Genomic DNA, 20,580 nt, shown 5'->3' with positions numbered 1-20,580 from the left:
GCTGGCCGGGGAGGCTGCGGCAGCTTAAGCGCGCCGCCCTTCAGCCGGCCGCTCTCCGTTTTCGGGAGAGCGGCCGGTACTGCTGCATCGCTAGTCGTTGTTCAATCCCGCTTTTCGGCGATCACGTCACCGCTCATCGGGTCCAGCCGTACTTCCACATTGCGGCCGTTGGATGCTTTGGCATCCGCCTTCCATAGGCCGTCGTCGAACTTCACGTCATGCACGTTGCTGTAGCCGGCGGTGGACAGCTTGGCGCGGATGTCGGCCTCGCTCAACTGTGAGACCGCTGTATCGGGATAGACCGTTCCGGTACGCGGGTCCAGTCGCAGCTCGGTGCGCTTGCCGTCGGCACTGGTGGCATCGGCCTCCCACATACCGCCGTCGAACTTGACGTCATGCACATTGGTGAAGCCCTGGGCTTCCAGCTGCGCACGCACCTGCGGAGCGGTCATGGTGTCCTGCGCTTGGGCAGCGCCTGCTGCAGCGAAGGTGATGGCCATGGCGAGCAGGCCGGAACGTACATGTCGGTGCATCATCGTGTTCTCCTTTCCTCTGCGGGAAGGCAATACCTGCCTTGGGTGTCCACCCTATCCATCGCCGCAGCATCGTTGCCGTGAAAGTCATGCGCATCACGGACCGGTGCTCGACCGCGGTTAATCGAAGTGCACGCGTACTGAACGTGGCGTTGAAAATACGTTCAGTACGCGTACGTCGCATTCACTCTTTGTCGTTCTTGCGCAACTGGCTGGCGAAGCGGTCGATCCACTGTGCAAAGCCCTGCAGTGCGAGCCCTCCCTTGTCGCGAAGGCTCGCCAGTTCTGATTCCAGGCGTGCGCGACGTGAGGATTCACCCTCGTTTTTTGGCAGCGGCGGCAGGATGTGGGCGAAATACGTGTCGCCCAGCAGCTTGTGCAACAACCCTTCGCCGATGAAAGGCTCGCCGCTGTTGAGCGCGCGTGCGCCCTTGAGCAGGTTGCGGATGTCGTATTGCGTAGGGCTCAGGTCCGGCACCTGCTTGGGCAGGTTCAATAGTGAATAGACCGCGATACGGGCGGTGCGCACCGAGCTTTCCATGGTGAACACCACATCGTTGGCGGTTTCCACGAACTGACCGACCAGCGCGAGATTGCTGCAGCCTGCCGGCACCACATGCGGACGATCACCGGCGGCGCGTGGCATGAACTGCGCGGTGATGTAAGGCATCAGCGCCAGGCGCACCTTGGTATGCGGAACAATCGCGTCCAGCTGGTCGGCGATGCCGAGGTGGTAGCAGAGCTCGGCCACGATCTCGCGGCCGGTGCACTCGGGCATGGTCTTCTTGACGAAGTTGCCGGGCTGGTCCATCAGCAGTGCATAGACCCACATCACCACCGTGTCCTTCGGCTGGCCGGGGAAATGCGGCTGCCGGTTGATGGTGACGCTGAGCACCCAGTTGGAATCGGTGAAGGTGATGATGCCTCCGGTTGCAGTCCGGCCGGAGGTGGGTTCGTTGACCGACAGCTCACGCAGCCTGTCCACCAGCGGTGAAGGCTTGCAGGTAAGCGTGGCCGATTCCCACATCGAGCGATCGATGTCGCCGCAGAACTTGTCCGGCTTGCCGAACACCGGCGAGTGCCTGGCCAGGTTCTGCCACAGCCCCCAGCTGCTGCCTTCGGCCGGCCCGCCATGGCGTTTCTTCAATACCGGCACGGTGTCCATGTCGCCATAGGCGGTGTCTTCGGTCATCGAGCCGGTGAGGGCGATGACCAGGTCACGTGGGTCCACTTCAATGCGGCCATCACCCCCCTTGGTGCGGGTGTGCAGGGCCGTGACGGTGCGCTGGTCGCCCTGCACGTCGAAGTCCATGTCCAGCACCTGCGTGGCCAATTTCACCTGCACGCCTTTTTCGCGCAGCAGGCGGATCAACGGCGTGACGAAGGTGTCGTACTGGTTGAGCTTGGGGAACACCAGCGCCGACATGTCGCCGAAGCCATCGATCGCATCGAGGAAGCGATGCATGTACAGCTTCATTTCCAGCAGGCTGTGCCAGTTCTCGAAGGCGAACATCGAGCGGAACAGGAACCAGAAGTTGCTGGCGAGGAAGCCTTCACTGAAATGATCCTGGATGGTCAGGTCGTCCAGCTCGTCCTTGCGCTTGAGCAGCAGGCTCACCACTTCCCATTGCTGCTTCCGGGTCAGGCCGAAGCGGGTGAAATCCGCCAGTACTTCGCCCTGCTTGTGCATCAGGCGCGCCTTGGACCAGTTCGGGTCGGCGTCGTTCACCAGCCGGTATTCGTCGAGCACGCTGTAGCCTTCAGGCAGCTCCAGCGCGGGCACGTCCTGGAACATGTCCCAGAGGTTGTCGTAATTCCAGTTCATCTCGCGGCCGCCGCGGACCAGGTAGCCGTCCTCGGGGTTGCCCGAGCCATCCAGCGAGCCGCCTTCAACGCCCAGCCCTTCAATGAGGGTGATGTTCTGTGCAGGCATGTGGCCGTCGCGGATCAGGTAGAACGCCGCCGCCATGCCGGCGATGCCACCGCCGACGATCCAGGCCTTGCGCGATGCGATTCCTTCGGTGGGAAGCGGTTTGAATCGCTGGTAGTTGCCGACCATATCCGGTGGCGGCAGCGTGTTGAGCGGTGCGTTGTGCCAATAGCGGCGCGTGGCATCGGCTTCATGCTCAAAACGCGGGGTGGGTTCGGTCATCATGATTCTCCTGTGGGGAAAGGAAGTGCTGCGAACGAAGGTGGCTGCCGTGAGCCTACTGGGCACGATGGACGCCCGAGTTACATGGGCGTGAAGCGTGGGCGATGGGCGTTATGGGACGGGGGGAAGTCATGGCCGGAACGGTGTCGGCTGCAACCAGACGTTGGCAGCAGGGAGCTGCATGGCAGACTTGGCGATAACGCTTTCCTGAAACCGAACCATGTCGACCGCCGCTACCCCTGTCCCGCTGAACTCTCCGCGTCGTGTGCTGGCTGCCAGCCTGGTCGGCACCACCATCGAGTTCTTTGATTTCTACATCTACGCCACTGCGGCGGTGCTGGTGTTCCCGCAGCTGTTCTTTCCCGAGAGCAGCAACGAAGCGGCGTTGCTGCAATCGCTGGCGACCTTTGCGGTGGCGTTCATCGCCCGGCCGGTGGGCTCGGCGGTGTTCGGGCATTACGGGGACCGCATCGGCCGCAAGGCCACGCTGGTGGCGGCCTTGCTGACCATGGGGCTGTCCACCGTGGCGATCGGCCTGTTGCCAACGCATGCCGAGATCGGGCTGCTGGCGCCGATCCTGCTGGCGCTGTGCCGCTTCGGCCAGGGCTTGGGACTGGGCGGCGAGTGGGGCGGGGCGGTGCTGCTGGCGACTGAGAACGCACCGCCGGGAAAGCGCGCCTGGTATGGCATGTTCCCGCAGTTGGGTGCGCCGCTGGGCTTCCTGCTGTCGGCCGGTACGTTCCTGTTGTTGGGCAAGCTGATGGACGATGCCAGCTTCCTTGCCTGGGGCTGGCGCGTGCCGTTCGTGGCCAGTGCGCTGCTGGTGATCGTCGGGTTGTGGGTACGTTTGAACATCCACGAGACGCCGGATTTCCAGAAAGCGGTGGACAGCGGCAAGCGGGTGCGGTTGCCGATGCGCGAGGTGCTGACGAACCATGGTTTCGCGGTGCTGGTGGGCACGTTGGCGGCGTTCGCCACCTTCGTGCTGTTCTACCTGATGACGGTGTTCACGCTGGGCCATGGCACGTCGGTGCTGAAATATGCGCGCGAGGATTTCCTGCTGCTGCAGATGATTGGAATCCTGTTCTTCGCCGCAGGCATCCCGCTGGCGGCGCTGTACGGCGACCGCCGTGGCACGGTGAAGGCGATGCTGTGGGCGACGACGGGCATCTTCGTGTTCGGGCTGCTGTTCCAGCCGTTGTTCCAGGCCGGGCATCCGTTGCAGGTGCTGCTGTTCCTGTCGCTGGGCCTGTTCCTGATGGGCCTGACCTACGGCCCGTGCGGGACCATGTTGGCCAGCCTGTATCCCGTGCAGGTGCGTTATACCGGTTCATCGCTGTCCTTCAACCTGGCCGGGATTCTTGGCGCAGCGCCAGCGCCCTATGCGGCGACATGGTTGGCCGGGAAATTCGGCATCGCCGCGGTAGGCGGTTACCTGTGCGTGACCGCATTGGTCACCGCCTGGGCGCTGTGGGCCATTGGCCAGCGGCAGAAGCGGGGGGCCGTAGGAACGCCGTAGCGCGGTGCCCTGCATCCCACACAAAGATGAAGGCAGTGCGGATCTGCGGCGTTCCTACAGCAAGGTGAGGCAGGAACGGCGAGGGAGCGAATCTTTCTGGAGGAGGGATCGCAGCCACACCGTTCCCGCACAGGCGGTTCAGTTGAACAATCGTTTCAACGTGCGGCCCAGCCAGCTGCCTTCTTCGTGTTCACGGGCAAACTGGTTGAGGTGCCGCTTGACCTGCTCGGCATAGGCCTTGTCGTCGCCACGGATATGGTTGAACAGCCAGCGCGAGAGCATGTTGCGCAGTTCATCGGTGACGTCCTCGCCGGCCTGGAAGCGCAGGCGGTACTCGCTTACCCGCTTGCCGAACACTTCATGCACGCGCTTGTGCGCAGCGCAGAACGGATAGCCGGCTTCCTCCATCAACTCCTCTTCGAAGGCGAAGTGCGACATGGTGTAGTCGACCAGTTCGTCGATCACCTCGGCCACCGCCATGCGTTCCAGGCTCTTCTGAGCCACATGCAGGTGGTTGAGCATCTCCACGATGCGCATGTGCTGATGGTCGATGACCTCGATGCCGGTGTTGAGATCATCCTGCCAAATCAGTAGTGCCATCGCCTAGATCCCCTGAGAAGTGCCATGCGACGCACTTTAGACGCGGGCTTTTCAGCGCGCGTTGATCTGGATCAATACGAAGCCGCGTTCACACCTTGTCGGCGCTGCACACGCGGTTGCGGCCGCCGGCCTTGGCCAGATAGAGCTGGCGGTCGGCCTCGGTGATGAGCTGGTGCAGGTTGCCCAGTCGTGACGGCATGCGGCACACGCCGATGCTCACTGTCATGGCCAGTGTCTTGCCGCCGAACTGCAGGCGCAGGGCCTGCACGGCTTGCCGCAGCTGCTCGAAATGCAGGGTGCTGGCGTCGTCGTCCAGGCCGCTCACCAGCAGGCAGAACTCCTCGCCGCCAAAGCGTGCGCTGATGTCCTGCGGGTGGGTATGCGCCTGCAGGATGGTGGCCACGGCACGGATGGCCTGGTCGCCGGCTTCGTGGCCGAAGCTGTCGTTGATGTGTTTGAAATGGTCGATGTCCACCATCGCCACGGCCACATCGTTGTCGGCGCTTGGCAGGGCCAGCTGGCGTTGGCTGTTTTCGAGAAAGCTGCGGCGGTTGGGCAGGCCGGTGAGGAAGTCGCGGGTCGCCAGGTCCTGCAGCGTACCGATCAACTCCAGCTGGTCCACGTTCTGCGAAACACGGCAGAAGAATTCTTCGCGCGAGAACGGTTTGCGCAGGAAGTCGTTGGCGCCGTTCTTGAGGAAGCGCGGGATCAACGACGGATCGGCATTTCCGGAAATGCCGATCACCGCCACTTTGTCGCGTGCACGCAGTGCGCGCAGTCTGCGGGTGAGTTCGACACCTTCCATGCCGGGCATTTCCTGGTCCACGATCACCAGGCGGATGGTCGGGTCGGCCTCCAGTGCGAGCAGGGCTTCGGCGCCGTCGGCGGCCTGGCTGACGTGGTAGCCGTACATGCCCAGCAGCGCAGCCGCATACGAGCGTGCCGACGGCGAGTCGTCCACCACCAGCGCGGAGATACGGCGGTTGCGTTCCATCCGCTGCACCAGCCAAACCAGGTAGTCGATGCTGCCGGGGGTGTTCTTCAATACGTAATCGATGATCTGCTGCTGCAGCACACGCTTGCGCAGGTCTTCGTCATAGACACCGCTGACCACGATGGTGGGCAGCCCGCGTTCAACGAAATAGGCCACCACCTGGTCGCGGTCACCATCGGCCAGGACCAGACCGGTCAACACCAGGAACCAGCCGTCCTCGCTGTCGAGCAACGCACCGGCTTCGGCCAGGCTCGAGGCTACGCTTACCGGCAGCTCCAGGCGCTGCTCGATGGCTTCGCGCAGCATGCTGGTGAACGTGCGCGAGTTTTCCACCAGCAGGATGCGCTGCGGAAGCGGCGCGATCGGCGGGCTGTCGAAGCAGGCCTGCGGCAGGGCGGCCATGGGTGGAAGGCTGATGGTCATCTGCAAGGAATATCGGGCAGATGTGCCGGAACTTTAGTCGCCCGGGCAGCGCAAAAGAACGGAGCACACAGCATTCCCGCCGGCGGTCATCGTCACGTCCGGCATCATCCCAGCAGGTCGCGCAGCTTGTACCAGGACATCGCCGCCACCAGCAGTGGCATGCGCAGCGCCCTGCCACCCGGGAATACGCGGTGTGGAATCTTCTCGAACACATCCAGCCGGGCTGACTGGCCGGCAATGGCCTCGGCGATCACTTCGCCGGCCAGGCCGGCGCTGGCCACGCCATGGCCGGAGAAGCCCTGTGCGAAATAGACACTTGGCGTGAGTCTTCCCCAGTGCGGGGCGCGGTTGCGGGTGATGTCGATGTAGCCTCCCCACACGTATTCCAGCTCCACGTCGGCCAGCTGCGGAAACACCCGGCGCATGCGTCGGCTCATGCTGGTGCGCAGGCCGGGCGGCGGCAGCGCGGAATAGTTGGCCTGGCCGCCGAACAGCAGGCGGTGGTCGCGGCTGAGGCGGAAGTAGTCCAGCGCCCAGTTCACGTCGGCCACGGCCATGTCGTTGCGGATCAGCGCCCTGGCGCGTTCGGCACCCAGCGGCTGGGTCGCACCGATGTAGGTGCCCACCGGCATCATCCGGGTTTCCAGTTCCGGGGCGATGCCCTGCAGCCAGGCGTTGCCGGCCAGCACCACGAAGTCCGCATCAACGCGGCCCTGGGCGGTGACCAGTGCCGGCCGCGGGTCGCGCTGCATCCGGATCACCGGTGAGTACTCATGAAGGGTCACGCCCGCTGCTTCGGCAGCACCTGCCAAGCCTTGTACGTAAGCCAGTGGATGCAGGTGGCCGCTGGCGGCGTCATACATCGCGCCGAGGTAGCGGTCGCTGGCCAGTTCCTGCTGCAGGCGGGGGCGGTCCCACCATTCCAGCGGATAGTCGTAGCGTTGTGCCATGCGCTCGATGTCCGCACGCAGGGCGCGTTCCTGGCGCGGATGGATCGGCACGCTGGCGTGGCCATCGCGCCAGTCACAGTCGATGCCGTGCCGCGCGATGCGCTGCTTGAGCTGGTGCATGCCGTCGCGTGAGAAATCGAACAGCAGGCGCGCATCGGCATCGCCGACCAGTTTTTCAAGCGTGTCCTGCTCGCAGCCGTAACCGACGATGGCTTGGCCGCCATTGCGCCCGGAGGCACCCCAGCCGACGCGTTCGGCTTCCAGCAAGGTGACCTTGTAGCCTTTTTCGGCCAGGGCCAGCGCGGCGGTCAGGCCGGTGTAACCGGCGCCCAACACCGCAACGTCGGCACGAGCCTGGCCGCGCAAGGATGCACGCGCGGGCAGTTGCGGTTGGCTGCTGGCGTACCAGCTTGGCGGGTAGGCGGGCTGTGGGCTGTCCACGGATATCAGGCAGATGGGTTTGGCAGAGGGCGGGGAGTGTAACGACCTGGCTGTGTGCGCCGAGCGCAGGCGCCGGTCGAACAGCGTCCATTGTGCCGCGTGGCGTTTGAATGACAGATGCGCTGCGGTTGCCTAAATGCAGGGCCGGGGGTAGCGTGCCCTCACGTCTTCCGAGCCAGATGCATGAGCACTTTGCCGCTGGTCGGCCTGCCAACCGACAGCAAACCGATCGGATCACACCCGTTCCTCGTGGTCGGCGAAAAGTACGTGCGGGCCGTGGTGGATGGCGCAGGCGCCACCCCGCTGGTACTGCCGCTGCTGCAGCCGCCATTGCCGGCGCAGGCTTGGCTGGGCCAATTGGATGGACTGCTGCTGACCGGCGCCACCAGCAACATCGAGCCGCATCATTACGACGGCGGCCCCAGCTGGCCGGGTAATCCACATGATCCTGCGCGCGATGCCAACGTGTTCGGGCTGCTGCCGCAGGCGCTGGCGATGGGTTTGCCGGTGTTGGCGATCTGCCGGGGGTTCCAGGAGGTCAACGTCGCGTTCGGCGGCAGCCTGCATCCCAAGGTGCATGACGTGCCGGGGCTGGCCGACCACCGTGAAGATCCGGATTCACCACTGGACGTGCAATATGGCCCGGCCCACGCACTGGAACTGGTGCCGGGTGGGTTGTTGGCCGGGATTGCCGGCAGCACCCCGGTCAGCGTCAACACCGTGCATGGGCAGGGTGTGGCGCGGCTGGGCGAGGGCCTGCAGGTTGAAGCCCGCGCGCCTGATGGGCTGATTGAAGCCTTCCGTGGTCCGGGCCCGGGTTTCCTGCTCGGCGTGCAGTTCCATCCGGAATGGCGGGTGCGTGAAAACCCGTTCTACCTGGGCATTTTCCAAGCCTTCGGCGAGGCCTGTCGTCGTTACCAGATGCAAAAACCAAAAAGCTGATCCGCCATGACTTCGCGCCCCCGTACCCGCAAGACCGTCAAGACCGTTGCCAATGTGCAGGAAGAGAGTTCGCTGCTGCGTTGGCTCAAGGAGCGGCACATCACCGAGGTGGAATGCCTGGTGCCGGACATCACCGGCAATGCCCGCGGCAAGATCATCCCGGCTGACAAGTTCCGCCACGATTACGGCACGCGCCTGCCCGAGGGCATCTTCGCCACCACCGTCACCGGTGAGTTCCCGGACGATTACTACGAGCTGACCTCGCCGGCAGACGCGGACATGATCCTGCGCCCGGACCCGGACACCGTGCGCATGGTGCCTTGGGCCACCGACCCCACCGCACAGATCATCCACGACTGCTACACCAAGGGCGGGCAGCCGCATGAACTGGCGCCACGCAACGTGCTGCGTCGGGTGTTGGCCGGCTATGACGAACTGGGACTCAAGCCCGTGGTGGCACCGGAGGTGGAGTTCTTCCTGGTGCAGAAGAACACCGACCCGGATTTTCCGCTGCTGCCACCGGCCGGTCGCTCCGGTCGCCCGGAGACTGCACGCCAGTCGTACTCGATTGACGCGGTCAATGAGTTCGACCCCATCCTCGACCTGATGTATGACTACTGCGAGGCCCTGAAACTGGATGTGGACACGCTGATCCACGAATCCGGTGCGGCGCAGCTGGAGGTGAATTTCACCCACAACGATGCGATGTCGCTGGCCGACCAGGTCTTCCTGTTCAAGCGCACCATGCGTGAGGCGGCAATGCGCCATGGCGTGTTCGCCACCTTCCTGGCCAAGCCGATGGAGACCGAACCGGGCAGTGCCATGCACATCCACCAGAGCCTGGTGCGCAAATCCGACGGCATCAATGTGTTTGCCGGTGCCAGCGAAGGCGAGTACAGCGAAACGTTCGACCATTACCTGGCTGGCCTGCAGAAATACGTGCCGCTGGCGATGGCGTTCTTCGCCCCGAACGTGAATTCCTATCGCCGCCTGGTTTTCGGCGAAGTGTCGCCGAGCAACGTGGAGTGGGGCTTCGACAACCGTACCTGCGGCCTGCGCGTGCCCATCGACACGCTGGAAAACAGCCGCGTGGAAAGCCGCTTTGCCGGCTCCGACGCCAACCCGTACCTGGCCATGGCCGCGACCCTGGCCTGCGGCCTGTTGGGACTGCGCGAGAAGCTGCAGCCCACACAGCCGATCACCGGCAACGCCAAGGAGCTGGGCTACGAACTGCCGCGCTCGCTGGGCGAGGCCCTGGACGGGCTGGAGGAGTGCGAACCGCTGCAGGAACTGCTGGGCAAGCGTTTCTGCCGCGCCTACATCTCGGTCAAGCGAAAGGAGTACGAGACCTTCTTCCGCGTGATCAGCTCGTGGGAGCGCGAATTCCTGCTGCTCAATGTCTGAAGGTGCAGCGGCAGGGCGTCGATTGGCGTGATGCCGCCCGCAAATGGGACAATACGCCCCCCACCGGCCATGCCGGTTTCCCCACATCGCTCCCGGATCAACACTGGAGAACCCATGAATCTGCGCATCCTGACCGCTGGCATCGCCATCTCCCTTCTCGCTGCCTGTGGCAGCAAGGAAGACGGCGGTAAAACGCCCGAAGGCGGCGAGGCCAAGGTCCTCAACGTCTACAACTACTCCGATTACATCGCCGAAGACACCATCCCGAACTTCGACAAGGCGACCGGCATCAAGGTCACCTACGACGTGTTCGACAGCGATGAGATGGTCGAGACCAAGCTGCTGACCGGCAACAGCGGTTACGACATCGTGGTGCCGACGCTGAACTTCTTCGGCCGCCAGATCCAGGCCGGCGTGTTCCTGCCGCTGGACAAGAGCAAGATCCCGAACCTGGCCAATCTTGATCCGGCGGTGATGGCGCGCATCGCCGGGCAGGATCCGGAGAACAAGTACGGTGTGCCGTACATGATCGGCACCACCGGCATCGGCTACAACGTGGCCAAGCTCAAGGAGCGTTTTGGCGGCAGCGCCGACATCGCCAACAGCTGGGACCTGGTGTTCAAGCCGGAGAACATCGCCAAGATGAAGGACTGTGGCGTGACCATTCTGGACACCCCGGCCGACATGATTCCGATCGCACTGCACTACCTGGGTGAAGACCCGCACAGCGGGGATCCGGCCGTGCTGCAGAAGGCTGCCGACCTGCTCAAGTCGATCCGTCCGTACGTGCAGAACTTCCACTCCTCGCAGTACGTGGGTTCGCTGGCCAATGGCAGCACCTGCCTGGTGGTGGGTTGGTCCGGAGACATCATCCAGGCCCGCGACCGTGCCGAGGAAGCCAAGAACGGCGTGGAAGTGGCCTATTCGATCCCGAAGGAAGGTGCACCGCAGTGGTTCGACATGCTGGCCATCCCGAAGGACGCCAAGCACCCGGAGAACGCCTATGCGTTCATCAACTACCTGCTGGAGCCGCAGGTCGCTGCCAACAACACCAACGTGACCCACTACGCCAACCCGGTGAAGACGGCCACCCCGCTGGTGGACGCCGCGATCCGCGATGACAAGACCATCTACCCGCCGGAAGACGTGGCGGCCAAGATGTTCACCTACGCGATCAACACGCCGGAGACGGACAAGCTGTACACCCGTCTGTGGACCGAGATCAAGACCGGACGTTGAGCTGAGGGCAACCCTCACCCCAACCCCTCTCCCGTAAACGGGAGAGGGGGCTTGAGCATGCAGCCATGCCTGAAGACACCTTCTCCCGCTTGCGGGAGAAGGTGGCCGAAGGGCGGATGAGGGCAGCTTCTGCTCCTGCGGCAAACACCAAAGCCTCCTTGCCGCACAAGGGGGCTTTGATGTTTCAACGGTGCCAGTTCGGCATCCGGCGCGCTTTCACCTGGCCTCACCCGCACGCCCCGTACTGTCCAATCAGGCCCAGCCGCCAGATGCAGCGGTGTCGCCGTTAAAACACGGGGGCTAAACTACGCCCGTTTTCCACCTGCCCGCTCCCGGAGCCCTGCATGCCCGTTGATGCCAAGCCAGACACCAGGACCGATGCCATCGCCCTCAACAGCGAGCCCGGCTATCTGTCCATCCGCGATCTGCGCAAGGAATTTGATGGTTTCGTCGCCGTCGATGACGTCAACCTGGACGTGCGCAAGGGCGAAATCTTCGCCTTGCTGGGTGGTTCGGGCAGTGGCAAGTCCACGTTGCTGCGCTGCCTGGCCGGCTTCGAAACGCCCACCAAGGGCAGGATCCTGCTCGACGGTCAGCCGATCACCACGCTGCCGCCTTACGAGCGGCCGATCAACATGATGTTCCAGTCCTACGCGCTGTTCCCGCACATGTCGGTCGAGCAGAACATCGCCTTTGGCCTGAAGCAGGACGGCATGGCCAAGGATGCGGTGACCCGCCGCGTCGGCGAGATGCTGGAGCTGGTGCAGCTGGACAAACTGGGCAAGCGCAAGCCGCATCAGCTGTCCGGTGGCCAGCAGCAGCGCGTTGCGCTGGCCCGTTCACTGGCCAAGAGCCCCAAGCTGCTGTTGCTGGACGAGCCGATGGGCGCGCTCGACAAGAAGCTGCGCTCGAAGATGCAGCTTGAGCTGGTCAACATCATCGAGCAGCTCGGCGTGACCTGCGTGATGGTCACACACGACCAGGAAGAGGCCATGACCATGGCCACCCGCATCGCGGTGATGGACCAGGGCTGGATCCAGCAGATCGGCAAGCCCGATGACATCTACGAACAGCCGGCCAATCGTTTCGTGGCCGGCTTCATCGGTTCGGTGAACCTGATCGAAGGCGTGATCGACGAAGACCTGCCCGAGTACGTCACCGTGCGCACCGCCGACTTCCCCGCGCCGATCTATGTCGGCCACGGCATCACCGGTTACGAAGGCCAGCCGGTGGCGTTCGCGCTGCGTCCGGAGAAGATCCACATCGGCAAGGACGAGCCGGAAGGCGAGACCAACAAGGCGCAGGGCGTGGTCGAGGACATCGCCTACTTCGGCAGTCATTCGGTCTACCACGTGCGCCTGCCCAGCGGCGCCAAGATCCTCTCCAACTTCGCCAACATGAAGCGCTGGGACAGCGACGGCATCACCTGGAACGATGAGGTCTGGGTGTCCTGGGACGACAACGATGGTGTGGTGCTGACCTCATGAGCACATCCGGTGCACTCCAAACCGGTTGGCGTCGCTGGCTGCCGGGTACCCGCGCCGGCGTGATTGGCGTGCCGTACCTGTGGCTGCTGCTGTTCTTCGCCATCCCGTTCCTGATCGTGCTCAAGATCTCGTTCTCGAAGATGGCCGTGGCGATGCCGCCGTATACGTCCATCGTCGCGTACGTGGACAACGCCTTCACGGTCAATCTCAACCTGGGCAACTACGCGGCGCTGTTCACCGACAGCCAGTACGTGGTGGCCTACCTGAGCTCGATCAAGATCGCGATCATCTCGACTGTGCTGACCGTGTTCATCGGTTACCCCATGGCGTACGTGATTTCGCGCATGTCGCCGTCGGCGCGCAACATCGCGATGATGCTGGTGGTGCTGCCGTCGTGGACCTCGTTCCTGATCCGCGTCTATGCCTGGATCGGCATCCTCGACAGCAACGGCCTGATCAACCGAACGTTGATGAACCTGGGCCTGATCGACGAGCCGCTGCGCATCCTCTACACCCCGGTGGCGGCGTACATCGGCATCGTTTACTGCTACCTGCCGTTCATGGTGCTGCCGCTGTACGCCAACCTGGTCAAACTCGACAACCGTCTGCTGGAAGCGGCTTACGACCTTGGCGCGCGGCCATGGCAGGCCTTCCTCAAGATCACCTTGCCGCTGTCGCGCAGCGGCATCATCGCCGGTTGCATGCTGGTGATGATCCCGGCGGTGGGTGAGTTCGTGATCCCGGAAATGCTCGGCGGCCCGGATACGTTGATGATCGGGCGCGTGCTGTGGGGCGAGTTCTTCAACAACCGCGACTGGCCATTGGCCTCGGCGGTGGCGATCGTGATGCTGCTTTTGTTGCTGGTGCCGATCATCATCTTCAACCGGTCCCAGCAGCGTGAGCTGGAAGGGAAGCTGGCATGAGCATGAGCCGGCGTACCTCCTGGTTGGGGTGGAGCATCCTGCTGCTCGGGTTCGCGTTCCTGTATCTGCCGATCCTGTTGTTGATGGTGTACTCGTTCAACTCCTCGCGACTGGCATCGGTGTGGGCAGGCTTCTCCACGCAGTGGTATGGCGAGTTGTTCCGTGATCGCCAATTGCTGCAGGCGGCGTGGATCAGCATCAAGATCGCGTTCTGGACCGCCACTGCGGCCATGGTGATCGGCACCATGGCGGCGATGGCGATGACTCGCTTCAAGCGCTTCCCCAGCAAGACCCTGTTCGGCGCGCTGGTGACGGCGCCGCTGGTGATGCCGGAAGTGATCATCGGCCTGTCGATCCTGCTGATGCTGGTGTCGATGGGCGGACTGTTCGGCCTGCCCTCCAAGGGCGTGGTGGCGATCTGGATCGCACACGTGACCTTCACCATCTCGTTCGTGACGGTGGTGGTGTCCTCGCGCCTGCAGGAGCTGGACCGCTCGCTGGAGGAGGCCGCGATGGACCTGGGCGCCAACCGGCTCAAGGTGTTCTTCCTGATCACGCTGCCGATCATTGCGCCAGCGCTGGTGTCCGGCTGGCTGCTGGCTTTCACCCTGTCGCTGGATGACGTGGTGATCGCCAGCTTCGTTGCCGGCCCGAGTTCAACCACGCTGCCGATGAAGATCTTCGCCTCGGTGCGCATGGGCGTGAGCCCGAAGATCAATGCGCTGGCTACCTTGATGGTGCTGGCGGTGTCGCTGGTGGCGGTGGTCGGCTGGTGGATATCCGCCCGTTCGGACAAGCGCCGTCAGCGCGACATGCAGCTGGCGCTGCAGGAGAACGGATAAACGAAGCCGGTGGCGCCGAGCCATGCTCGGCATGGGGCTTCCCCGGTAAAGCTCAAGCGGAGCATGGCTCCGCTCCAGAGGTGATCGTCTGCTTTACCTGTACGCAACACTCCCGGCGCTACCATTCCCGCATTCGTTGAATGCAGGTGTGTCGCCATGGCTTCGTATCAGACCATCAATCCCTTCGACGGCCGCGCTGAGCGTACGGTCGAGCTGATGAGCGCTGCCGCCGTCGAGCAGCGGCTGGCCGCCGCCGAGTCGGCGTTTCCGCTGTGGTCGGCACTGACGTTGGAACAACGTGGAGGGCTGCTGCGCAAAGTCGCCGCAGGCCTGCGTGACCGGCGCGATGACATCCAGCGCACGATGACCCGCGAGATGGGCAAGCTGCGCCGCGAGGCCTTGGCCGAGATCGAAAAGAGCGCCGCCGCCTGCGAGTACTATGCCGACCACGCGGCCGATTACCTCAAGCCGCAGATGATCCCCACCGAAGCACAGCGCAGCTACGTCATCTACCAGCCGATCGGCTGCGTGCTGGCGGTGATGCCGTGGAATTTCCCGTTCTGGCAGGTGATCCGCTTCCTCGCGCCAGGCTTGATGGCCGGCAATGTGGCATTGCTCAAACATGCCAGCAACGTTCCCGGCTGTGCCGATCTGCTGCGCGAGGTGGTGGCCGCTGCGGGTATCCCCGAGGGCGTGTTCGACGTGCTGCATATCGACAACGACCAGGCCGCCGAGGTGCTGCGTGACCGACGGGTCAAGGCGGTGACCCTGACCGGCAGCGAGCGGGCAGGGCGCTCCATCGCCGCCAATGCTGGCGACCAGCTGAAGAAGTGCGTGATGGAACTGGGGGGCAGCGACGCCTTCGTGGTGCTGGACGATGCCGACCTGGATCTGGCTGTTGCCGCGGCGGTGAAATCGCGTTTCGACAATGCGGGCCAGACCTGCATCGCTGCCAAGCGGTTCGTGCTGGTGGAGTCCATCGCCGATGCGTTCGTGCAGCGCTTCGTCGAGGCCGCCAAGTCGCGCGCGTATGGCGATCCACAGGATGAGGTGACGACGTTGGCACCGATGGCGCGTGCTGACCTGCGTGATGAGCTGCACCGTCAGGTGCAGGAAAGCATTGCCAAGGGGGCGAAGGCGTTGCTGGGGTGCGAGCCACTGGCCGGCAGCCATGCCGGTTATCCGGCCTCCATCCTCGATAACGTCAGCGCCGGCATGCCGGCCTACGACCAGGAGTTGTTCGGGCCGGTTGCAGCGATTCTGCGGGTGAAGGACGAAGCCGAAGCGGTACGCGTGGCCAACGACACCACATTCGGCCTTGGCGGCAGTGTGTGGAGCAACGACCACGTACGCGGCGAGCGCGTCGCCGCCCAACTGCAGTGCGGCGCGGCGTTCGTGAATTCGGTGGTCAAGAGTGATGCGAGGTTGCCGTTCGGTGGCACCAAACGCTCAGGCTTCGGTCGTGAACTTGCCGAGCATGGCATCCATGAATTCATGAACATCAAGACGATATACGTGGCTTGATGGCCTGCCTCCTCCCCTGCGCCGATGGCGGAGGGGAGGGGGGAGCTTTTTGAGCAATGGCAAGCTGGAAGCTTTCGCGGCTGAGACCGCTTCTGTGATGCGAAGCCCGCCCCTGCAGGAATTCGGTCGCCCTCAACCAAACGGCTGATCAATCGATGGGCTCTGCGGCGTCATCAATGCCGCACCGTCCTCGGTGACGTAGAGGATGTCTTCCAGCCGCACGCCGAATTTGTCCGGGATATAGATGCCCGGTTCGTCGCTGAAGGTCATGCCCGGCTCCAGAACATGCTTGTTGCCGCGTACCAGATAGTCCCATTCGTGCATGTCGATGCCGATGCCGTGCCCCAGGCGATGGCTGAAGTAGCGGTAGTCCGGGCCGTAACCGGCATCGCTGATGACCTTGCGTGCGGCCGCGTCCACCGATTCCATGGTCACGCCAGGGCGGGCGGCTTTCAGTGCGGCGGTCTGTGCCTGTAGCACGATGTCGAAGATGCGACGGATGTCATCGCTGGGCTGGCCAAGCACCACGGTGCGGGTGATATCGCTGGTATAGCCGCCGGCGCGGCAGCCGCCGTCAAAAATAATCGGCGTGCCCTCGACCAGATGCTGGGGCTGGTCCGAGCCATGCGGTGACGCGGTGTACTTGCCGATGTTGACGCTGGCATCGCCCTGCAGGCCGGTGCGGGCGTAAGCCATCGCAATCAGGCCGCTGATGTCCTGCTCGGTCATGCCCGGCTTGAGCGCCTTCCAGACGGCTTCATATACCGCCAGCGTGTTCTCATTGGCGAGTTTCATCAGCGCCAGTTCGGCGCCGCTTTTAACCCGGCGGCAGCCGGCTGTCACCGGCCAGGCATCGACCACACGCGCCTGTGGCAGTGCGTCCATGATGCCCTTGGCACGGAAGAACGGAACCGTCTCCTCCATGCCGACCGTGCCAGTGGCGTGGCCCATGTCGCGGACGACCTTGGCGACCAGTGCGTAGGGGTCTTCATCCTCCTGTCAGCCTCGAACGTCGTTGCCGAGCTTGATCTGCTCCAGGGTGCGTCCACGTTCGAACTCGGGGGTCACGTACACCGGGTCGCCACTGCGCGGAAGCAGCACGCCGGTCAACCGCTCGCTGTTCCACCAGTGCATGCCGGTGAAATAGCTGAGCGAGCTGCCCGCGCCGATGAACACCACGTCGATTCCGTGCCTGCCCATCAACTGCTGTGCCTTGGCCACGCGTTCGGCGCGCTCGGTATTGCCGATCGGGACCACCTGCGATGCCAGCGGCTTGAGCGCGCGCAGCGATTCAGGCAGGTCGGCATCGGCAGCCGCCGGTGCGGCCTGTGCCAGCTGGGACAGCGGCAGCGCGGCCGCACCCAGTGCCATCGAATTGCGGAGGAAGCTGCGACGCGTGCTGCTGAGAGTGGTATTGCTGCCCATGGAGTTCCCTCAAAGTCCAGGTTGGATGAAACGAAGGTGGTGGCGTTACAGCCAGCCGGAACGCTTGAACAGGCGGTACAGCACCACGCATACCGCGCCGACGCCAAGCATCAGCAGCGGATAGGCGAAGCGGCCGGCCAGCTCGGGCATATGCGTGAAGTTCATGCCGTACCAGCTGGTGACCAAGGTGGGCGCGGCCAACAGCGCTGCCCATGCGCCGAGCTGTTTGACCGTTTCTCCCTGTGCCAGCGTCACCAGCGACAGGTTGACGCTCAAGGCGGTGCCCAGCATTTCGCGCAGGGTATCGATGGCGTCGTTGACGCGGGCGGCATGGTCCTGCACATCACGCAGGTACAGCCGCACCTCTTCGCTGATCAGCTGCGCCTGGCTGCGCTGCAGCTGTGCGAGTGCGTCCTGCAGCGGGGCCACGGCCAGGCGCATCTTGTTGAGCTCGCGCTTGAGGTCGTACAGGCGGATGACGGTGCGGCGCTTATAGGTGTCGGCGAAGATGTCTTTCTCCAGCGTATCCAGCGTGTCGCGGAAGCTGTCGGTGATGGGCGAGTAGTTGTCCACCACCGCATCGAGCACCGAGTACAGGCAGAACGACGGGCCCATCGCGAGCAGCTCCGGCTCCTGCTCGAGCCGGGCGCGGACCGGTGCGTAGGACAGCGAAGCGCCATGGCGCACCGTAACCAGGAAGCGCGGGCCCAGGAAGGCGTGGGTTTCCCCGTAGCGGATGCGTTCGTCCACCACCTGCGCGGTGTGCACCACCACGAACAGCGAGTTGCCGTAGGTTTCGATCTTGGGCCGCTGGTGCGCCTTGCGGGTGTCTTCGATGGCCAGCGGATGCAGGCCGAATTCTTCTTCGACCTTGTCCAGTACCGCATCGGTGGGCTCGTACAGTCCCACCCAGACGAAGCCCTTGGCGTCGCTTTGCAGCATGTCGCTGATGCTGTCCAGATCCAGCGCACGGGGCTTGCCGTCTTCGCTGTACCAGGTACAGCTGATCACGCAGGCGGGGTTGGTCGGCAGGGGAGTAGTGATGGATTCCATGCCGGGCATCGTGCCTCAGCGCGGACGGGCCGCCAAGCTGCGTTTTGCGAACACCAGCGTCAGTGCCAGATGGATCGGCAGCAGCAGCACGATCCACTGCGTGTTGAACTGCGCCTGCAGCGACAGCCAATGCACCGGCAGGGACACTGCGGCAAGTGCTGTCACCAGCCACAGCGTCACGCCGAACCAGCGTCGTGGCTGGCGTCCACGCAGCAGCGTCCACGCACCGGGGATGAGCAGCAGCGCCAGCGGGTTGAGCAGCAACAGATTGCGGTTGGCCCAGGCTGCATAGTGCTCGCTGAAACCCCACAGATACGTCAGCAATGCGCCGCCCACACCGCAGAACAACCAGAACGGCAGAGCGAAACCGGCGACCAGGCGTGGGCGATGACGCGCGGTGATGATGGCGGCGGCAACGGCAAGCCCCAGCAGCAGCCACGGCCACCAGCGACGCAGGTGTTCCTTGGGCTCCGGCGCCAACCGCTGCGGCAGTATTTCCTGTTCTGCCTGTACCAGTGGTCGGCCTTCGCTGTTGCGCGCCTCGCGCAGACTGTCGGCCAGCCGCATCGGCACGAAGGCTTCTTCCCAGCGCGACAACGGCTGGTCCGCACTCGGCCCCAGGCCAAGGTCGAAGCCCAGCCACATCCACAACGATGGCGACGCCAGTCGCACCGATTCACTGCGGTAGGTATTGCCGCGCGAACGACCGGCCAGCTGCGACTGCAGGCCGCCGTCCATCGCCTGGTTCAGTGCATCGCGCACCATCGTGGCGCAGTTGGCAGTGAAGTAGTCATAGCGGTAACGCGCGTTCTCTGGTTTGGAGCGCTCGGCCAGACCCTCGGCCAGCGCGCGCGCCTGTGCATGCGGCAGGTCCAGCCACTGGATGCTGGCGCCACGGCCGGCGTCGCTGTACTGCGCCAGATCCTGTTCCAGCGGCAGGGCCACCAGGTAATACATCATCCGCCCACGGACGAAGTTGCCGATGAAATCCGGCTCGGACGGATCAAAGAAACCGAAGTTGTACGAGGTGGCCTGGCCCGTCACCGGGTCGGCCACCACCAGCGCGTCGTGGCCGAAGCGCTCGAAGAAGATTTCACCCGGCTGCATCGTCACCACGCCGATGCGGGGCGCAGGGGCTCCGGCATCGGCGGGTTGCGCGGCGGCAATGCCGGCGGTCAGCAGCAACAGCAATGCGAACGCGGACAGCAGCCGCGGCAACCGGAGAGTGATCAAGCGTCGTCCTGGTCTTCAGGGGGCAGGATGGTGACGTGGAACGCCTGCACGCGGCGTGCGTCGGCACGGGCCACGCGGAACACGAAGCGGTCCAGCGCCAGCTCGTCGCCGTTTTCCGGCAGGTGGCCGATGGCTTCGGTGACCAGCCCGCCGATGGTGTCGTAATCATCATCGGAGAAATCGGCGCCGAAACGCTCGTTGAAGTCACCGATGGTGGTCAGCGCGTCGACCACGTAGCGGCCATCGGCAAGGATGGCGATCTGCGCGGTGTGGTCCTCGGTCTCATCGTGCTCGTCGTCGATGTCACCGACGATCTGTTCCAGCACGTCCTCGATGGTGACCACGCCGGCAACGCCGCCGTACTCGTCCACCACGATGGCCATGTGGTTGCGCGAGAGCCGGAACTCCTTGAGCAGCACATTGAGCTTCTTCGATTCGGGAATCAGCACCGCCGGACGCAGCAGTTCGCGGATGGTGGCGTGGGTGTTGTCAGCCACCACGCCGCGCAACAGGTCCTTGGCCAGCAGGATGCCGAGGACGTCGTCCTTGTTTTCACCATGCACAGGGAAGCGCGAATGGCCGGACTCGACCACCTGCTTCATCAGTTCAAGGAACGGCGACTCGACCTGCAGCGACACCATGTGCGAGCGTGGGATCATCACATCGCCGACGGTCAGCTCGGCCACCGAAATGGCGCCTTCCATCATGCGCAGGGTGTCAGCGGCGATCAGGCCGTCCTGCTGTGCCGTCTGCAGGAGCGTTACCAGCTCGTCGCGGGTGTGGGGTTCGTTGGAGAACGCCGAACTCAGGCGCTCCAGCCAACTGCGTTTCTTTTCGCCCTGTTCAAGGGCGGTACTACTGTCGTCTTCAGACATCTCTTGGTTTGACTGCACCCG

Annotated in this window: 18 protein-coding genes; 8 read left to right on the top strand and 10 right to left on the bottom strand. The window is 63.9% G+C overall.

Going from position 1 to position 20,580, the window contains the following annotated elements; translation table 11 throughout:
- Window positions 1–101 precede the first annotated feature (101 nt).
- Both ABB26_RS15670 and ABB26_RS15665 read right to left on the bottom strand, forming a co-directional pair.
- Window positions 102–533 (bottom strand): PepSY domain-containing protein, encoded by a 432-nt coding sequence (locus ABB26_RS15670; protein WP_245626240.1) that lies wholly within the window; start codon window positions 531–533, stop codon window positions 102–104.
- A gap of 184 nt (window positions 534–717) precedes the next feature.
- Window positions 718–2,685, bottom strand: coding sequence for an oleate hydratase (locus tag ABB26_RS15665; protein ID WP_057635637.1), 1,968 nt, complete (start codon window positions 2,683–2,685; stop codon window positions 718–720).
- Window positions 2,686–2,905: 220 nt separating this feature from the next.
- Here ABB26_RS15665 and ABB26_RS15660 point away from each other — a divergent pair, with 220 nt between their 5' ends.
- Window positions 2,906–4,204, top strand: a complete 1,299-nt coding sequence (locus ABB26_RS15660) for an MFS transporter (RefSeq protein WP_057635636.1) — start codon at window positions 2,906–2,908, stop codon at window positions 4,202–4,204.
- Between the two features lie 138 nt (window positions 4,205–4,342).
- On the opposite strand, the gene ABB26_RS15655 is transcribed toward ABB26_RS15660, so the two are convergent.
- The 3 genes from ABB26_RS15655 to ABB26_RS15645 form a co-directional block, all read right to left on the bottom strand.
- Window positions 4,343–4,804 carry a bacteriohemerythrin gene (locus ABB26_RS15655; RefSeq protein WP_057635635.1) on the bottom strand — a complete coding sequence of 154 codons (462 nt, stop codon included), beginning with the start codon at window positions 4,802–4,804 and terminating at the stop codon, window positions 4,343–4,345.
- 88 nt (window positions 4,805–4,892) lie between these two features.
- A complete protein-coding gene (locus ABB26_RS15650; RefSeq protein ID WP_057635660.1) occupies window positions 4,893–6,200 on the bottom strand; it encodes a GGDEF domain-containing response regulator in 1,308 nt (435 codons plus the stop codon).
- 125 nt (window positions 6,201–6,325) lie between these two features.
- Window positions 6,326–7,621 (bottom strand): NAD(P)/FAD-dependent oxidoreductase, encoded by a 1,296-nt coding sequence (locus tag ABB26_RS15645; RefSeq protein ID WP_275452822.1) that lies wholly within the window; start codon window positions 7,619–7,621, stop codon window positions 6,326–6,328.
- Between the two features lie 174 nt (window positions 7,622–7,795).
- On the opposite strand from ABB26_RS15645, the gene ABB26_RS15640 reads away from it, so the two are divergent.
- The 7 genes from ABB26_RS15640 to ABB26_RS15610 all read left to right on the top strand — a co-directional run bounded on the left by ABB26_RS15640 (window position 7,796) and on the right by ABB26_RS15610 (window position 15,973).
- On the top strand, window positions 7,796–8,554 hold the full coding sequence (locus ABB26_RS15640) for a gamma-glutamyl-gamma-aminobutyrate hydrolase family protein (protein ID WP_057635633.1): 759 nt from the start codon (window positions 7,796–7,798) through the stop codon (window positions 8,552–8,554).
- A 6-nt stretch (window positions 8,555–8,560) separates the two neighbouring features.
- Window positions 8,561–9,958 (top strand): glutamine synthetase family protein, encoded by a 1,398-nt coding sequence (locus tag ABB26_RS15635; protein WP_057635632.1) that lies wholly within the window; start codon window positions 8,561–8,563, stop codon window positions 9,956–9,958.
- 114 nt (window positions 9,959–10,072) lie between these two features.
- Window positions 10,073–11,197, top strand: a complete 1,125-nt coding sequence (locus tag ABB26_RS15630) for a polyamine ABC transporter substrate-binding protein (protein WP_057635631.1) — start codon at window positions 10,073–10,075, stop codon at window positions 11,195–11,197.
- A gap of 344 nt (window positions 11,198–11,541) precedes the next feature.
- Window positions 11,542–12,684: an ABC transporter ATP-binding protein gene (locus tag ABB26_RS15625; RefSeq protein ID WP_057635630.1), complete on the top strand. Its 1,143-nt coding sequence runs from the start codon at window positions 11,542–11,544 to the stop codon at window positions 12,682–12,684.
- Window positions 12,681–13,607: an ABC transporter permease subunit gene (locus ABB26_RS15620; RefSeq protein WP_057635629.1), complete on the top strand. Its 927-nt coding sequence runs from the start codon at window positions 12,681–12,683 to the stop codon at window positions 13,605–13,607. Before ABB26_RS15625 ends, ABB26_RS15620 begins: the two co-directional genes overlap by 4 nt.
- The gene (locus ABB26_RS15615; RefSeq protein WP_057635628.1) at window positions 13,604–14,449 is read left to right on the top strand and encodes an ABC transporter permease subunit; all 846 of its coding nucleotides are present in this window, start codon (window positions 13,604–13,606) and stop codon (window positions 14,447–14,449) included. The genes ABB26_RS15620 and ABB26_RS15615 overlap by 4 nt, the downstream gene beginning before the upstream one ends.
- A 156-nt stretch (window positions 14,450–14,605) precedes the next feature.
- A complete protein-coding gene (locus tag ABB26_RS15610) occupies window positions 14,606–15,973 on the top strand; it encodes an NAD-dependent succinate-semialdehyde dehydrogenase (RefSeq protein WP_057635627.1) in 1,368 nt (455 codons plus the stop codon).
- 132 nt (window positions 15,974–16,105) lie between these two features.
- On the opposite strand, the gene ABB26_RS19325 is transcribed toward ABB26_RS15610, so the two are convergent.
- Genes ABB26_RS19325 through ABB26_RS15590 form a run of 5 tightly spaced genes read right to left on the bottom strand, consistent with a single transcriptional unit; the run spans window position 16,106 to window position 20,559 of the window.
- Window positions 16,106–16,924 carry a M24 family metallopeptidase gene (locus ABB26_RS19325; protein WP_211261978.1) on the bottom strand — a complete coding sequence of 273 codons (819 nt, stop codon included), beginning with the start codon at window positions 16,922–16,924 and terminating at the stop codon, window positions 16,106–16,108.
- 48 nt (window positions 16,925–16,972) lie between these two features.
- A complete protein-coding gene (locus ABB26_RS19320) occupies window positions 16,973–17,398 on the bottom strand; it encodes an aminopeptidase P family N-terminal domain-containing protein (RefSeq protein WP_211261977.1) in 426 nt (141 codons plus the stop codon).
- Between the two features lie 45 nt (window positions 17,399–17,443).
- Window positions 17,444–18,451, bottom strand: coding sequence for a magnesium and cobalt transport protein CorA (locus ABB26_RS15600; protein WP_152982710.1), 1,008 nt, complete (start codon window positions 18,449–18,451; stop codon window positions 17,444–17,446).
- A gap of 15 nt (window positions 18,452–18,466) precedes the next feature.
- Complete coding sequence (locus tag ABB26_RS15595) at window positions 18,467–19,684, bottom strand: lipoprotein N-acyltransferase Lnb domain-containing protein (RefSeq protein WP_083490877.1); 1,218 nt, start codon at window positions 19,682–19,684, stop codon at window positions 18,467–18,469.
- Window positions 19,681–20,559 carry a CorC family transporter gene (locus tag ABB26_RS15590; protein ID WP_057635624.1) on the bottom strand — a complete coding sequence of 293 codons (879 nt, stop codon included), beginning with the start codon at window positions 20,557–20,559 and terminating at the stop codon, window positions 19,681–19,683. Before ABB26_RS15590 ends, ABB26_RS15595 begins: the two co-directional genes overlap by 4 nt.
- Between the last annotated feature and the right edge of the window lie 21 nt (window positions 20,560–20,580).

Source organism: Stenotrophomonas humi (assembly GCF_001431415.1).
Lineage (GTDB): Bacteria > Pseudomonadota > Gammaproteobacteria > Xanthomonadales > Xanthomonadaceae > Stenotrophomonas > Stenotrophomonas humi.
The sequence above is the reverse complement of the archived record's forward strand: the minus strand, read 5'-3'. Positions and strand labels throughout refer to the sequence as shown.